The following is a 14,991-nucleotide window of genomic DNA, read 5'->3' on the forward strand; positions in this document are numbered from 1 at the left end:
CAACCCCGGGCCGGTCGCTGCGGGCAACGGGGTTTCGTCAGGCGGGGCGGGTCGCGACCAGGACGCCGATCTTGTCGATGCGGTGCTCGGGGTTGTCGAACTCGTCGGACCAGTAGTTGCCGTTGGCGTGGTCCTCGAGCGTCGCGCAGGTGGAGAGGGTGATCATCGGCTGCACAGCTGGTTCGCCCGGTCGCCCAGGAACCTCGGCCCGCTGCGCGCGGAGCGAGGCCGGCTGCCGGAACGACGTCCAGCGGGTGCGGCGCACCTCGTAGACGAAAACGGTGTCGCCCGTGCGCACCTGGATCCGGTCGCCCTTCGACAGCGACGGCGAGTAGCGCAGGGGAGCGGTCCCGGTCAGCCGGTGCCCGGTCACGATGTAGTTGCCGACCTCGCCGGGCCGGGTGCCGCCCCGCGGTCCGCGCGGCGAGGCCATCTCGCCGGCGTTCTGCAGCACGGTCCCGGGTGCGTCGTCAGGTGTCCCGCGGTAGCGCACGACCGGGAAGTCCCGCAGGCCGATCGCCGGGATGGTGACGAACGAGCGACGCGGCTCGGGGACCGCCTCCGGCTCCTCAGCCGGCTCCTCGGACGGCTCCTCGGTGGGGGTCTCGGTGGGCGAGTCGGACGGAGTCGGGCTGGGCGGACTGGTGCCCTCGGCGGGCACGCTCGTCGTACGACGCTCGCGCGGTGCCTCGGTCGAGCCCTCGCCGGATCGCTGGGTGCCCTCGCCGGATCGCTGGGTGCCCTCGCCCGAGCAGCCGGAGACCACCGCGACCACGGCCGCGGCGAGGAGGGCGACCGCTCGTCCTGACACCGTTCCACCGTACGCAGCGCGTGGTGGGTCTCAGGGTGGGTGTCAGCCGAGCCGGACCGGCAGCGCCTCCACGCCGTGGACGACGGCGAGCTCGGTGAACCGAAGGTCGGCGGGGTCGCAGGCGAGCGCCAGGTCCGGGAAGCGGCGGGCGAGCGTGACGAGCGCGGTGCGCAGCTCCATGCGGGCCAGCTCCGCACCGACGCAGCGGTGCAGCCCGTGGCCGAAGGCGAGGGTGCCCGCGACGGCGGAGGTCGGGTCGAACTGCTCGGGGTCGATGCGGTGGGCAGGGTCGCGCTCGGCCCCGGTCAGCGAGACGAGGACGATGTCGCCCTGCTGGACGACCTGGGCGCCGACCGTGACCTGGTGGCGCGCGATCCGGGGGAACGCCATCTGCACGGGGCACACGAAGCGCAGCAGCTCCTCGACCACCCGGTCGACGTCTGCGGGCTCGCCGCGACGCAGCGCGTCCCACGACTCGGGGTGCTGGAGCAGGACCCAGGTGCCGAGCGAGAGCATGCTGGCGCTGGTCTCGTAGCCGCCGAGGAAGACCCCGTCGGCCAGGCCGCCCAGTTCGACGTCGTCGAAGTCGGCGCCGTGGTCGGCGACCATCCGGGCGATCAGCCCGTCGGGCAGGTGCGGGGAGCGGCGCTCGGACGCGACCAGGTCGATGAGGAACTGCCGCGTGCCGGCAGCGGTGTCGAAGATTCCGACGCCCGCGTCGCGCAGGTCGAAGCGGGCGGCGCCGTGCTGCCGGAACTCCGCGCGGTCGACCTCGGGCATGCCGAGCAGGTCGCAGATCACCCCGAAGGGGACCTGGAAGCCGAACCGCTCGACGAGGTCGACCACCGGCCCGTGGGCGGCCATGTCGTCGAGCGCGGCGTCGACGACGCGGTCGATGTCGTCCTGGAGGTCGGCCAACCGACGGCGGGTGAACCAGGGCGTGAGCACACCGCGCAGGCGCCCGTGGTCGGGCTGGTCGGTCATGCCGAGCCCGCCGATCCGCTCGGCGGGGGCCCGGTCCTGGCGGCCGATGATGTCGCGCACGTCGTTGGCGTACGACGCGGAGTCGGCCAGCACGGCCCGCGCGGCGTCGTACCCCGTGACCAGCCAGACGCGGGTGCCCAAGAGGCTCGCGAAGCGCACCACCTCGCCCCGTTCGCGCGTCGTCGCCAGCCTGGCGACCGGGTCGACCCCGTCGCGCTGGAGCGGGAAACGGATGCTCGCGGGCACCCGACGCACGTACGGCACCCGTCGCGCGGTCGACAGCGCGAGCTTGAAAGCGGTGCCGCGTACCCGGGAGTCCCACGACGTGCGAGCGGATGCCATGTGACCAGTACACCCGGGCTCGCGCCTTCCGGCCATGGGGTATCACCCCGGTCCAGCCCGGGGGAGTCCCTGAAACCCGTCGGGCAGGATGTGCGGCATGGCCTACGACGCAGCCCCCGACAGGTACGACGACACCACCGGGATGCACTACCGGAGGACCGGCCGCAGCGGCCTGAGGCTGCCGGCGCTCTCCCTCGGACTGTGGCAGAACTTCGGCACCGACCGGCCCGAGGAGACCCAGCGCGCGATCCTGCGTCGGGCCTTCGACCGCGGGGTCACCCACTTCGACCTCGCCAACAACTACGGCCCGCCCTACGGTCGCGCGGAGGAGAACATCGGCCGGTACCTCGCCGACGACTTCGCTCCCTACCGCGACGAGCTGGTGATCTCCACCAAGGCGGGCTACGACATGTGGCCGGGTCCCTACGGGCAGGGCGGCGGCTCCCGGAAGTACGTGCTGGCCTCTCTCGACCAGTCGCTCGCGCGGATGGGGCTCGACTACGTCGACATCTTCTACAGCCACCGCTTCGACCCCGAGACGCCCGTCGAGGAGACGATGACGGCGCTCGACACGGCGGTGCGCTCGGGGCGCGCGCTCTACGCCGGCATCTCCTCCTACTCCCCGGAGCGGACGCACGAGGCGGCCACGATCGCGCGCGAGCTCGGCACGCCGCTGCTGATCCACCAGCCGTCCTACTCGATGCTCAACCGCTGGATCGAGGGCGGGCTGCTCGACGAGCTCGAGGAGCAGGGGATGGGCTGCATCGTGTTCACCGCGCTGGCCCAGGGACTCCTCACCGACCGCTACCTCGACGGCGTCCCGGCCGACTCGCGCGCGGCCCGCGACGACTCGACGATCGCGGGGTTCGACGACGAGACGATCGAGCGCGTCCGGTCCCTCAACGCCATCGCCGAGGGGCGCGGCCAGAAGCTCGCCCAGCTGGCGCTGCAGTGGGTGCTCCGCGACGACCGGGTGACGAGTGCGGTGATCGGTGCCTCCAGCGTCGAGCAGCTCGACACCAACCTCGACGCGCTCGAGGCGCCGGCGCTGACCGAGGCCGAGCTCGCCGAGATCGACCGCTTCGCCGTGGACTCGGGCGTGAACCTCTGGGCGAAGCAGACCGAGGCGTGAGCACGCGGAGCGAACGAGTGCGCTCGTGGACGCACGCAGCGGAGCGAGCGCGCACATGAGTCCCGGGCGCCGCGTCGTCGTCGTCGGCGCGGACGCCGCCGGCATGGGGGCGGCCCACCAGGCGCTCCGCACGGCCGCGCGCAGGGGCGAGGCGCTGTCCGTCACGGCCCTCGAGGCGAGCGGCCACACGTCCTACAGTGCCTGCGGGATCCCGTACTGGATGGCCGGCGACGTGGGCAGCGGCGACGACCTCGTGGCCCGCACGGCCGAGGAGCACCGGAAGGCCGGGATCGACCTGCGGCTCCACACCGAGGTCGTCGCGGCGGACCTCGTGGCCCGCACGGTGACGACGGCTGCGGGCGACGTGCTGGAGTACGACGACCTGGTGGTCGCGACCGGCGCCCCCGCAGTGGTGCCCGACTGGGCGCTTCGCCCCGACGGGACGTCGTACGACGGGGTGGGCGTGGTCAAGACGCTCGACGACGGGGCCGCGTGGGTGCGCAGCTTCGCCCGCGTCGGACCGGGCGCGCACGTGGTGGTCGTGGGCGCCGGCTACGTCGGTGTCGAGGTCGCCGAGGCGGCGCTCGACCAGGGCTTCGGTGTCACCGTCCTGACCCGCACGCGCGGCATGGGGATGCTCGAGGACGAGATGTCCGAGCGGGTCAACGCCGGCCTCGTCGATGCCGGTGTCGAGCTGGTGCTCGGGGCCGAGGTCACGGGGCTCGAGCTCGACGGCGACCGGGTGACCGGCGTGCACTGGGAGGGCGGCTCGCGGGAGGCCGACCTGGTCGTGGTGGCGATCGGCGTGCGGCCGGCCACCGACTTCCTCGTGGGCAGCGGCCTGGAGATGACCGACGACGGCGCACTGCGGCCCGACCCGCACGGACGGGTGGCCGACCACGTGTGGGCCGCGGGGGACTGCTGCGAGGTGCGCCGCCGGATCGACGACCAGTGGGTGTTCCGCCCCCTCGGCACCCACGCCGCCAAGCACGGCCGGGCGCTCGGCGACAGCCTGGCCGGCGGCGACCTGTCGTTCGACGGGATGGTCGACACGTCGATCACCCGCTTCGCCTCGGGTGGGGTCCACCTCGAGATCGCGCGCACGGGCCTGTCCCGCGCCGACGCGGAGGCCGCCGGGCTCGACCCGGTGGCCCTGGTCACCGACGGCACGACCGCCGCCGGCTACATGCCCGAGGCCGAGCCGATCGCCATCTGGGTGATGGCCGACCGCGGGACGCGACGGCTCCTCGGCGTGCAGGTCGTCGGCGGGCACGGCGCCGGCAAGCGGATCGACACCGCGGCCGCCGTGCTGTGGGCGGGCGGCTCGGTCGACGACCTCGCCTGGATGGACCTGTCCTACGCCCCGCCGTTCGCGACCACCTGGGAGGTGCTGCAGATCGCGGCGCGACGGGTGGCCGAGCGGCTCTGACGAGCGCCTCCCAGGGGTGGTGTCGGGCGGGCGGTCCCGGCTTACGTTGGAGCGCCGCCCCACCGGACGGAGACATCCCCCCACCGCACCGAGGAGAACCTTGTGAGCAGACGAATCAGCTGGTCCGTGGCGCTGGGCGCCGCGGTCCTCCTCCCGCTCGGAGCCCTGGCTCCGGTCGCCACAGCGACCGCGGCCACCGCGCCCTCCGCAGCGCCGACCCAGTCCCGGCAGACCCTGGTCGAGATCCCCGCCCAGGCTGCGCTGCGCGACGCCGTCACCCCCAGCGAGTGCAGCACCACCCTGCTCGATGACTACGTCGACGGCCTGTTCGACGACATGACCGACGCGCAGTTTGCCTTCCTCGTCCAGCACCAGGACGTCCTGCTGAACGTGCCGACCTACGACGCCCTGTTCTTCGGCACGGCGGGAGACCCCGACTACGCCCTCGACTCCCACGCCGCCCAGCTGAGCCACACCTACCGCGACCTGCAGCGGTTCTGGGACATCGAGTCCGACGACATCCAGCTGATGGCGATGCACAGCGACTCGCTCCTCGACGCCACTCGGATCGCGCGGACCCTCGAAGCGATGGTCGACACCGGTGAGCTGCCTCCCATGACCGACGCAGCGATCGCGGCCGAGGCGCAGACGGTGGCCACGTACTTGCAGGCGCAGGACGCGGCGTTCCGGGACAACCCGCTCTGGACGTTCAACGCCTTCGCCTTCTCCGGCGAGGACGAGACGGACCCGTTCATCGCCGGACTGCCCGACAAGCTCATCATGGGTGACGGCATCCTGGCGGCGTACGACGCCATCGGCCTCGGCGACGTCGGTCCGCGGGTGATCATGGCGCACGAGTTCGCCCACCACGTCCAGTACGAGCTCGGCACGTTCGACGGGGGCCCGTCCGACCCGGCCGCGGCGACGCGCCGCACCGAGCTGATGGCCGACGCCATGGCGTCGTACTTCGCCACCCACAAGAAGGGGCTCGCGCTCAACCGCAAGCGGGTGGCCGACGCCCTGCTGAGCTTCTACACGGTCGGCGACTGCTCGTTCGCCAGCCCCGGCCACCACGGGACCCCGCTGCAGCGCGAGCGTGCGGCGGACTGGGGCGCCGACCTGGCCGCCGCCGCCCGGCCGCGCAGCGCCGTGCTCCCGGCAGCGACCGTGATCGAGATGTTCGACGCCGCCCTCCCGGGCATCATCTCGGGCAGCTAGTCAACCCGGCCGCACCACCGTTCGCAGGACGCACCGCCCCCGGCCCGCCCGCCGGGGGCGGTGCTGCGTCACGTCGCAACACCGCCCTTGAAAACGGAGGGCGCCCGCGGTCCGGCTCGGTCAGGATGAGGTCATGCACCTCGAGCTGTTCACCCTCGCCGAGCGTCCCGACCTCATGGACACCTTCTGGGACATGGAGACGTCGTGGCCGGAGTTCATGAAGCACGACCCCATCGGCAACGGCTACTACGCCTCGCTCGACCACTTCCGCGAGTTCGTGCTGGTCTGCCTCGACGAGTCGGGCCGGATGGTCGCCAAGGCGCACTCGGTGCCGTTCCAGCTCCCCGAGGGCGAGCTGCCCGACGCCGGCTGGGACTTCGCCATCCGCAGCGGCCTGCTGACCGAGCTGTGGGGCGAGGAGCCCGACGCCGTCACCGCGGTCGAGATCGCGATCGAGCCGGGCCTGCAGGGATCCGGCCTGTCGGGGCGGATCGTCGCCGCGCTGCGCGACAACGCCGGTCGGCTCGGCTTCTCCGAGCTCCTGGCGCCGGTGCGGCCCAACGGCAAGACCGACGTGCACGAGCCGATGGCGGACTACGCCGCCCGCACCCGCGACGACGGGCTGCCCGTCGACCCGTGGCTGCGCGTCCACGTCCGGGCCGGCGGCCGGATCGACCGGGTGGCGCCGCGCTCGATGGTCATCCCCGGCACCGTCGAGGAGTGGCGGGAGTGGACCGGGCTGCCGTTCGACACGACCGGTCCCGTCGTCGTGCCCGGTGCCCTGGCGCCGGTGATGTGCGACGCCGAGCACGGCACGGCGACCTACGTCGAGCCCAACGTCTGGGTCAGGCACCCCACCGGCGTGTGAGGGTCAGGCTCCGTCGATCGCCTTGCGGACCTCGTTGACGCACAGTGCGACGAAGGCCAGCGCGATGATGACCATCAGCACGTTGGAGTGGAGCTTGTTGCGCCACTCCGCCGGCGTGCGGTCGGTGTTGAGCAGCCACAGCAGCGTGACCGCGAGGAACGGCATGAAGAACGCGCCGAGCACGCCGTACGCGAGGATCAGCCACACCGGCTTGCCGAGGAACAGCATCACCATCGGCGGGAAGGTGAGCCACAGGATGTAGACGCGGTACCACTTGCCGCCGGCGCGGGCATCGGCCGCCTCGCCGTTGGTCACGTGGGTCATGAAGTCGGCGAACATCAGGCTGACGCCGTTCCAGACCCCGACCAACGACGACATGGCCGCGGCCCAGAAGCCCAGCAGGAAGAGCTTCCCGGCCCACGCGCCGTAGCGGTCCTGCAGCACGACGCCGAGGTCGAGCAGGCCCTGGTCGCCGCTCTCGATCGCGACGCTGGTGGAGTAGAGCAGCTCGGCGCCCACGACGAGGGTGGCCAGCACGAAGAGGCCGGTGACGACGTAGGCGACGGTGTTGTCGATGCGCATGACGCGCATGTAGCGCGGGGTGTCCCAGCCCTTCTCGCGCAGCCAGTAGCCGTACGCCGCGAGGGTGATCGTGCCGCCCACGCCGCCGGCGAGCGCGAGGGTGTTGACCAGGCCGCCGTCGGGGATGCGCGGGGCCAGACCGGTCATCAGCTCGCCGAGGTTCGGCAGCGTCAGCAGGGCAGCGCCGACCATCGTCACGAACATGATGCCGACGAGTGCGGCGAGGACCTTCTCGAAGACGCCGTAGCGACCGCTCCACACCAGCACCAGGCCGAGGACGCCGGACAGGATGCCCCACCACGTGGTGGAGAGCCCGCCCACCAGACCTTGCAGCGCGAGGCCCGTGCCGGCCATGGCGGCGGCGCCGTAGACGAAGCCCCAGACGACGATGTAGGGCGCGAAGTACCAGGTGGTCCAGGCGCCCAGCGTGCGCCAGCCCTCGAAGATCGTCCGGCCGGTGGCGAGCGAGTATCGCCCGGCACCCTCCACGAGCACGATCTTCATGACGCAGCCGACGACCACGCACCACAGCAGGGTGTAGCCGAACTTCTGCCCCGCGATGAGGGTCGCCACCAGGTCGGCGGCGCCGACGCCCGTGGCGGCGACCACCAGGCCGGGGCCGACGATCTTCCATCGAGGGGCGGTGGACTGCTCGGTCGAGCCTGTGGTGGTGTCAGCCATGAGCAGCACCTTAGTACTGGTCTGGACCAGTGGTCTGCGCCGACCTCGGCAGCCGCTCGTCTCGGGATCGGGGCTCTCCTACAGCGTCGTCGGGTCGGTGTTGGCGCCACACACGATCACTGCGACGCGTTCGCCGTCGCTCGGGACGTACCGACCGGACAGCATTGCGGCGTACGCCGTAGCAGCGCCGAACTCGGACGCGATGCGGTAGTCGTGCCACAACCTCTGACGAGCCACGACGATCTGCTCGTCGGTGACCAGCACCGACACCGGCCTCTCGGCCTTCTGGGCAGCGAACGCCAGTGAGCCGATCCGTCGAGCTCCGAGGGCATCGGCCGCGACCCCGGACACGCTGACGTCGACGGGCCTGTCGGCGGCCATGGCCTGACGCAAGGTGGGGATGGTCTCGGGCTCGACGGCGACCACACGAGCCCGCCCCGACGCCGACGCTGCCACCCCGGCATACAGGCCGCCACCTCCGACGGCGACGACGATGGTGTCGATGGAGGGCTCGTCCTCGAGGATCTCCTCGGCGATCGTGCCTGCACCCGCGGCGACCTCGGGTTGGTCGTAGGCATGGGCGAACGTGGCCCCCGTGGAGTCGGCGAACGCGGCAGCCGCCTCGAAAGCCTCGGCGTACTCCACACCGATCCGGACGACCTCGGCTCCGTAGCGCTCGATCCGATCCACCTTGACCTGCGGTGCCGCCTCGGGAACGAAGACCGTGGCCTTGATGCCCAGCTGACTGGCTGCGTACGCCTGCGCGAGACCGGCGTTGCCGCCCGAGGCAACGACGATCCCGGCCGCGCTGAGCTCGCCGGTCTCCGACGCCGCGAGCTGACGGTTGAAGGCCCCGCGCGTCTTGAAGACTCCGCAGTGCTGGAGGAACTCGCACTTGAGCCACACCGCGTCCTGTGAGGTGGGAGCCAGCAGAGGGGTGCGCCTGACCCGGCCCTCGATGCGGCGCGCCGCGGCCAACACATCGTCTCGGGTGATGGTCATGAGAGCAGTATCGACGCCGCCGGCGGCCGTCCTGGCATCGACGGATAGGGGGCTCGGCCTCGCCTGCGGGCCTTTGTGGTCGAGGTGATCGGGCGCTGGATCGTGGGCCGACTCGCCCGCCCGCGCGCCCGGCGGTCAGCCTCCCGGCGGCGTGTAGTCGATCGTCATGTTTGCTGCATCGTCGATCTGGGCCGGCGTCAACAGGATGACGGTTTCGTACCTGCTGACGGCGCCGGTCTGCGCGACCGTGCCGGCGATGGCTGCCATCGCCTCGTGGCTCGGCGCATCGACGATGGCGAACAGGTCATCGGAGCCGAACGAGAAGTAGACGCTCTCGACGGTGCCGCCCACGCCGGTGGCGAGCTTCGCGATCGCGTCCGCACGGGCGGAGCCACCCTTCGCCATGACGCCTTTGATGCCGTCCGGCGAGTAGGAAGCCTTGATCATGTACTTGGCCATGGTGTGCTCTTTCTGTGGATGGCGGGCGGGGGTGAACACCCGAGAGGGGTGTCTCCTCCGAGCCATCAAGAGCCGAGTTTTCGACGACGGTCGCACGGACCGGGAGCAACTTTGACCGTACGCTTCCCGCGGTGGATGCGATAGGCGTCGTCGGGCTCGTCATGCAGCGCAACGAGGTGGACCAGACCTGACCGTTCCTCTTACGGCCCCTATCGGCGTCGGTGCGGACGTGCTGCACGGCAACCAAGGGCGTGACACATTGCGCGGCCACTCGGGACAAGACGTGCTTCACACCCCTGACCCGCCTGTCGGCCAGGGGTTGGGGAAGGGTCAAGTTCGTCCGGGTGGCGATAACCACGCGACGGCGGGCCGGGTGGCTTGCGAGAATCCTCGCGTGGGTCACGTGGATGTCGCCGGAGTGCGCTACGAGCTGCCGGACGGGCGGGTGCTGCTCGACGACGTCAGCTTCCGGGTCGGCGACGGGCAGAAGGTCGCGCTGGTCGGCGCCAACGGTGCCGGCAAGACCACCCTGCTGCGGATCGTCACCGGCGACCTCACCCCGCACGCGGGCGTGGTCACCCGCTCGGGAGGGCTGGGCGTGATGCGCCAGTTCGTCGGTCACGGTGGCGGGGACGAGACCGTCCACGACCTCCTGCTGTCGGTGGCCCCGCCCCGGGTCCGGACGGCTGCCGAGGCGGTCGACGCCGCCGAGCTCGCGCTGATGGACGTCGACGACGAGCGCACCCAGATGGCGTACGCCACGGCCCTGGGGGAGTACGCCGACGCCGGCGGCTACGACACCGAGGTGACGTGGGACGTGTGCACCACGGCAGCCATGGAGCTGCCCTTCGAACGCGCCCGTCACCGGCTGCTGAGCACGCTGTCGGGTGGTGAGCAGAAGCGGCTGGTGCTCGAGTACCTCCTGCGCGGCCCCGACGAGGTGCTGCTGCTCGACGAGCCGGACAACTACCTCGACGTACCCGGAAAGATCTGGCTCGAGGGCCGGATCCGCGAGTCGGTGAAGACGATCCTCTTCATCAGCCACGACCGCGAGCTGCTGGACAACACCGCGACCCGCATCGTGACCGTCGAGCTCGGCAGCGCCGGCAACCTGGTCTGGACGCACCCGGGCGGCTTCGCGAGCTACCACGAGGCGCGGAGCGACCGCTTCGAGCGCTTCGAGGAGATGCGCCGCCGCTGGGACGAGGAGCACGCCAAGATCAAGGCGCTCGTGCTCCGGCTCAAGATCAAGTCGGAGTACAACGACGGCATGTCCTCGCAGTACCGCGCGGCCCAGACGCGGCTGAAGAAGTTCGAGGACGCCGGGCCGCCCACCGAGCAGCCGCGCGAGCAGCAGGTGAAGATGCGGCTGAAGGGTGGCCGCACGGGCAAGCGCGCGGTCGTGTGCACCGCTCTCGAGCTGACCAACCTGATGAAGCCGTTCGACCTCGAGGTCTGGTACGGCGAACGGGTGGCCGTGCTCGGCTCCAACGGGTCCGGCAAGTCCCACTTCCTGCGGCTCCTCGCGGCCGGCGGAAGCGACCCCGACGTCGAGCACCAGCCCGTCGGCGTACCTCCCGCACCGGTCCCGCACACCGGCAGCGCCAAGCTGGGCGCGCGGGTCCGGCCGGGCTGGTTCGTGCAGACGCACGAGCACCCCGAGCTCGTCGGTCGCACCCTTCTGGAGATCCTGCACCGCGGCGACGACCACCGCGACGGCATGGGCCGCGAGGCCGCCAGCCGGGTGCTGGACCGCTACGAGCTGGCGCACGCAGGCGAGCAGAAGTTCGAGTCCCTCAGCGGTGGGCAGCAGGCGCGGTTCCAGATCCTGCTGCTCGAGCTGTCCGGAGCGACGCTGCTGCTCCTCGACGAGCCCACCGACAACCTCGACGTGCAGTCCGCCGAGGCGCTGGAGGCCGGGCTCGAGGCCTTCGACGGCACGGTGCTCGCGGTGACCCACGACCGGTGGTTCGCCCGCGGCTTCGACCGCTTCCTCGTCTACGGCGCCGACGGCGAGGTCTACGAGCCCGACGCCCCGGTGTGGGACGAGGGCCGGGTGTCGCGCGCCCGATGAGCCTGCGCATCTCCCCGGTCGACCCCACCGACGACACCGCCTTCGCGGCCTGGCACCACGTCTACGACACCTCGACGAAGCACGAGCTGGGCGAGGTGGCGACGCCGTGGCAGCTCGCGGAGCTGCGGGTGACGATGCAGGGGGTCGGCAGCCACAGCTGGTCGGGCGCCTGGGCGGCCGTCGCGGACGGGAAGACGGTCGGGGCGGGTTGGATGCGGACGCCGCTGCTGGACAACCTCGAGCTCGCCGAGCTCGACGTCCACGTCCTCCCCGCGCACCGCCGCGCCGGCACCGGCTCGGCGCTGCTGGCCGTGCTCGAGGACGAGGCCCGCTCGCGCGGGCGCCGGGTGCTGACCGGTCTCTCGTCGTGGTCGTACGACGCCGGGACCGACGGTGAGGGTGCCGCGGGGCCCGAGTTCGCCCGGGCGCGCGGCTACGACCTGGCCCTGTCGGAGGTGCAGCGCGAGCTCCGGCTGCCGGTCGACGGCGACCTGCTAGGCGGGCTCGCCGACGACGCGGCCCGCTCGCACCCGGAGTACACGCTGCGCGCCTGGAGCGGGCCCGTGCCCGACGACCTGCTGCAGGGCTGGGCCGGGATTACCTCGATCCTCGCGACCGAGGCGCCCACCGGCGACCTCGAGCTCGAGCCGGAGGCAGCCAGCACCGACGCGGTCCGCGAGCGCGAGGACACCGCCGCCCGGCAGGGGCGGACGAAGTACGACGCCGTCGCGCTGTCGTCCACGGGCGAGGTGGTGGCCTACTCCGACCTCGCGACGACGGTCCACGAGCCCGGGCGCGCCTACCAGTGGGGCACCCTCGTGCGCCGCGAGCACCGCGGCCACCGGCTCGGCGTCGCGGTCAAGGTCGCCAACCTGCAGCTGCTGCAGCGCGAGCGCCCCGACATCACCCGGCTGACGACCTACAACGCTGAGGTCAACAGCCACATGATCGGCGTCAACGAGGCGCTGGGCTTCCGGCCGGTCGCTCGGCTGGGGGACTTCCAGAAGCTGCTCGACCGGCCCTGAGCGCCGATCCCCACGCTTTGGGGGGAGGTCGGGTCTGTCCGACCTCGACAGGATGGGCGGGTGCTCATGCCGGCCTCCCACCTCCGCGACGCCGACCCTGCCGCGCCCCACCACCTACTGCTCGGGCCCGACACGCACGGCGTCACGAGGTACGCCGGCGAGGTGGCGGACGCTGCTCGGGCACCGGTCGTCCGCGACGTCGCCCAGCTGGTGCCGGGGGCGGCGGTCCACCTGCACCTGACGGACCGGCTCCTGGGCAGCGACCCTCTCGACGCGGCGGCCGTGGTCGAGCAGCTCGCGCGGCGCGTACGCCTGACGGTCACGCTGCACGACGTCCCGCAGCCGACCGACGGGCCCGTCTTCGCGGCCCGCGCCGCGGCCTACGGCCGGATCGTGCGCGCCAGCCACGCGTGGGCGACCAACTCGTGGCACGAGCACGACCTCGTGGACCGCTGGAGCGCGTCCGGCGCCCGCGGGACCGTCATCCCGCTGCCCGTTCCGGTCCCGGCGGGCCTCGACGGCCAGCCCGGTCGGCCCGGTCGCGCGGTGGTGGGAGCCGTCGCGACGGAGCCGGTGGTCGGCGTCTTCGGTTTCGTCTATCCCGGCAAGGGCCACCGGCAGGTGGTGCGCGCGGCGGCCGCGCTGCGCCGCGCCGGGACGATGGCGTCCGTGCGCGTCCTCGGTGACGCCGCGCCCGGCCACGCCGACGAGCTCGAGGCGCTGGTGCGGACGGGCCGGGAACGCGGCGTGCCGGTGGAGGTCACCGGCCGGGTGCCGGAGGACGACCTGGTCAGCGCGCTGCGCGGCGTCGCGGTCGGCGTGACGGCGCACCGCAACGTCTCCGCGTCCGGCAGCCTCAACTCGTGGATCGCCGCGGGCCGGCGACCCCTCGCGCGCGACGGTGCCTACACCCGGGAGATGGCGGCGCTCCGCCCCGGCACCCTCGACCTCTTCGACGACGCCACCCTGGTGCCCTGCCTCGACGCCGCGCTGCGCCGACCGACCTCGACCTGGACCTCACCCGACGCCGACCTCGGGCCGCGGCTCGAGGACACGGCAGCCGCCTACCGGGCGTGGTGGGCGACGGTCGGATGACCGCCCCGCCCCACGGCACCTCGGTGCCGGGCAACCGGTGGGACCTCGCGCCCGACGCCGACCGGCGCCGGCGGGTGTCGGTGGTGGTCACCCACTTCGAGCAGCAGGAGCAGCTCGACCGCACTCTCGCGGCCCTGCGCCGCCAGACGCGCCCGCCGGACGAGGTCGTCGTCGCCGACGACGGGTCCCACCGGGTGCCCACGGTCCCGGCCGGCGTGCGGCTCGTGCGGCAGCACGACGACGGCTTCCGGGCAGCCGCCGCGCGCAACCTCGGCGTGCAGGCCAGCACCGGCGAGCTGCTCGTCCTGCTCGACGCCGACACCGCTCCCGAGCCGGCCTTCGTGGAGCGCATGGTCGCGCTCCCCGAGGTGCTCCCGGAGGCCCTGGTGGTGGGGCGCCGCCGGCACGCCGACCTGGCGGGCACCTCGCCGGAGCAACCGGTCGAGCAGGTCGCGCCGGCGCTCGAGCTGGCCGAGCCCGCCTGGCTGCGCGACGCGTACGCCGACAGCCGTGACCTGCTGGACGCCGACGCCAGCAGCCACCGCTTCGTCATCAGCGCGGTCCTGGCCTGCAGCCGGTGGTGGTACGACGAGGTCGGCGGCTTCGACGAGACCTTCCGCGCCTACGGCGGGGAGGACTGGGACTTCGCCCACCGGTCATGGACCGCCGGCGGCCTGCTGGCGCACCGGCCCGACGCCGTCGCCTGGCACGACGGGCCTGACGCCGGCTCCCGGGAGCGCGACCCTGCCGCGCTCCTGGCCGAGACCGTGGCCGTCGCGGACCGCACGTCCGGACCGATGACGACGTGGCGGGGACTCGCCCGCGGCCCGGGCGACCTCGTCGTCACCTGCGCTCCGGCCCTGGCCGACGCCGAGGTGCTCGTCACGGTCGACTCGCTGCTGGCGGCGCTGCCGCGAGCCGTCGTACGCCTCTCCGAGCGGCACCGTGACCTGGTCGGCGGCGACCAGCGGGTGGTCGCCGCCGACGCGGACCTGCCCGCTTCGGCGCGGCTGCACCTCGACGTGCGCGGTGGCCTCGTCGGTGACGCCGGCGCCTGGGCCGCGCTCGTCGACGGCCTCGACGGGTGCACGGGATCCCGCGAGATCGGCGACGGCCGCGCCGAGCTGCAGGACCTGCGCCTCCTGCGCCGCGCCGCGCGGTGGGGTCGACCCGACCTGGCGCCGGCGGGGCCGTCGCTCGCCACCTCGCTCCACCCCTGGACCGAGGACGTCACCCTCGCGTCGTGGCTCGGCGGCTGGGCCGGCGCATGATCGAGCCGCGTGCTCGAA

At 72.8% G+C, this 14,991-nt stretch carries 13 protein-coding genes and 1 pseudogene; 9 read left to right on the plus strand and 5 right to left on the minus strand.

Annotation, left to right across the window (positions count from 1 at the left end; translation table 11 throughout):
- Positions 1–37: 37 nt before the first annotated feature.
- Complete coding sequence (locus ACXJKB_RS10980) at positions 38–811, minus strand: class E sortase (RefSeq protein WP_457188215.1); 774 nt, start codon at positions 809–811, stop codon at positions 38–40.
- Positions 812–853: 42 nt separating this feature from the next.
- Positions 854–2,137 (minus strand): cytochrome P450, encoded by a 1,284-nt coding sequence (locus ACXJKB_RS10985; protein ID WP_457188217.1) that lies wholly within the window; start codon positions 2,135–2,137, stop codon positions 854–856.
- Positions 2,138–2,234: 97 nt separating this feature from the next.
- Here ACXJKB_RS10985 and mgrA point away from each other — a divergent pair, with 97 nt between their 5' ends.
- The 4 genes from mgrA (at position 2,235) to ACXJKB_RS11005 (ending at position 6,784) form a co-directional block, all read left to right on the plus strand.
- A complete protein-coding gene (mgrA, locus tag ACXJKB_RS10990; RefSeq protein WP_457188219.1) occupies positions 2,235–3,269 on the plus strand; it encodes an L-glyceraldehyde 3-phosphate reductase in 1,035 nt (344 codons plus the stop codon).
- A 25-nt stretch (positions 3,270–3,294) separates the two neighbouring features.
- Entirely contained in the window at positions 3,295–4,698 is a 1,404-nt protein-coding gene (locus tag ACXJKB_RS10995; protein WP_457188221.1) for an FAD-dependent oxidoreductase, read from the plus strand.
- 102 nt (positions 4,699–4,800) lie between these two features.
- Complete coding sequence (locus ACXJKB_RS11000) at positions 4,801–5,916, plus strand: hypothetical protein (RefSeq protein ID WP_457188223.1); 1,116 nt, start codon at positions 4,801–4,803, stop codon at positions 5,914–5,916.
- Positions 5,917–6,049: 133 nt separating this feature from the next.
- Positions 6,050–6,784, plus strand: a complete 735-nt coding sequence (locus ACXJKB_RS11005; RefSeq protein WP_457188225.1) for an N-acetyltransferase — start codon at positions 6,050–6,052, stop codon at positions 6,782–6,784.
- Positions 6,785–6,787: 3 nt separating this feature from the next.
- Here ACXJKB_RS11005 and ACXJKB_RS11010 read toward each other — a convergent pair whose 3' ends face one another.
- The 3 genes from ACXJKB_RS11010 to ACXJKB_RS11020 all read right to left on the minus strand — a co-directional run bounded on the left by ACXJKB_RS11010 (position 6,788) and on the right by ACXJKB_RS11020 (position 9,508).
- Positions 6,788–8,047, minus strand: a complete 1,260-nt coding sequence (locus ACXJKB_RS11010; protein WP_457188227.1) for an Nramp family divalent metal transporter — start codon at positions 8,045–8,047, stop codon at positions 6,788–6,790.
- A 78-nt stretch (positions 8,048–8,125) separates the two neighbouring features.
- Positions 8,126–9,049 (minus strand): threonine/serine dehydratase, encoded by a 924-nt coding sequence (locus ACXJKB_RS11015; protein WP_457188229.1) that lies wholly within the window; start codon positions 9,047–9,049, stop codon positions 8,126–8,128.
- Positions 9,050–9,184: 135 nt separating this feature from the next.
- Positions 9,185–9,508: a GYD domain-containing protein gene (locus tag ACXJKB_RS11020; protein ID WP_457188231.1), complete on the minus strand. Its 324-nt coding sequence runs from the start codon at positions 9,506–9,508 to the stop codon at positions 9,185–9,187.
- A gap of 211 nt (positions 9,509–9,719) precedes the next feature.
- On the opposite strand from ACXJKB_RS11020, the pseudogene ACXJKB_RS11025 reads away from it, so the two are divergent.
- The 5 genes and pseudogenes from ACXJKB_RS11025 to ACXJKB_RS11045 form a co-directional block, all read left to right on the plus strand.
- Positions 9,720–9,788, plus strand: a pseudogene (locus tag ACXJKB_RS11025) (hypothetical protein); the annotation flags it as partial.
- Between the two features lie 114 nt (positions 9,789–9,902).
- On the plus strand, positions 9,903–11,582 hold the full coding sequence (locus ACXJKB_RS11030; RefSeq protein WP_457188233.1) for an ABC-F family ATP-binding cassette domain-containing protein: 1,680 nt from the start codon (positions 9,903–9,905) through the stop codon (positions 11,580–11,582).
- Positions 11,579–12,607: a GNAT family N-acetyltransferase gene (locus ACXJKB_RS11035; RefSeq protein ID WP_457188235.1), complete on the plus strand. Its 1,029-nt coding sequence runs from the start codon at positions 11,579–11,581 to the stop codon at positions 12,605–12,607. Before ACXJKB_RS11030 ends, ACXJKB_RS11035 begins: the two co-directional genes overlap by 4 nt.
- Positions 12,608–12,667: 60 nt before the next feature.
- On the plus strand, positions 12,668–13,702 hold the full coding sequence (locus ACXJKB_RS11040; protein ID WP_457188237.1) for a hypothetical protein: 1,035 nt from the start codon (positions 12,668–12,670) through the stop codon (positions 13,700–13,702).
- A complete protein-coding gene (locus tag ACXJKB_RS11045; RefSeq protein WP_457188239.1) occupies positions 13,699–14,973 on the plus strand; it encodes a glycosyltransferase in 1,275 nt (424 codons plus the stop codon). Before ACXJKB_RS11040 ends, ACXJKB_RS11045 begins: the two co-directional genes overlap by 4 nt.
- Positions 14,974–14,991: the final 18 nt, after the last annotated feature.

Source organism: Nocardioides sp. P5_E3, assembly GCF_054049275.1.

Excerpts from the sequence above, each read along its gene's own strand:
- ACXJKB_RS11005 (WP_457188225.1), top strand. The coding sequence starts at position 6,050 with ATGCACCTCGAGCTGTTCACCCTCGCCGAGCGTCCCGACCTCATGGAC.
- mgrA (WP_457188219.1), top strand. The coding sequence starts at position 2,235 with ATGGCCTACGACGCAGCCCCCGACAGGTACGACGACACCACCGGGATG.
- ACXJKB_RS11015 (WP_457188229.1), bottom strand. The coding sequence starts at position 9,049 with ATGACCATCACCCGAGACGATGTGTTGGCCGCGGCGCGCCGCATCGAG.
- ACXJKB_RS10985 (WP_457188217.1), bottom strand. The coding sequence starts at position 2,137 with ATGGCATCCGCTCGCACGTCGTGGGACTCCCGGGTACGCGGCACCGCT.
- ACXJKB_RS11035 (WP_457188235.1), top strand. The coding sequence starts at position 11,579 with ATGAGCCTGCGCATCTCCCCGGTCGACCCCACCGACGACACCGCCTTC.
- ACXJKB_RS11045 (WP_457188239.1), top strand. The coding sequence starts at position 13,699 with ATGACCGCCCCGCCCCACGGCACCTCGGTGCCGGGCAACCGGTGGGAC.
- ACXJKB_RS11010 (WP_457188227.1), bottom strand. The coding sequence starts at position 8,047 with ATGGCTGACACCACCACAGGCTCGACCGAGCAGTCCACCGCCCCTCGA.
- ACXJKB_RS11020 (WP_457188231.1), bottom strand. The coding sequence starts at position 9,508 with ATGGCCAAGTACATGATCAAGGCTTCCTACTCGCCGGACGGCATCAAA.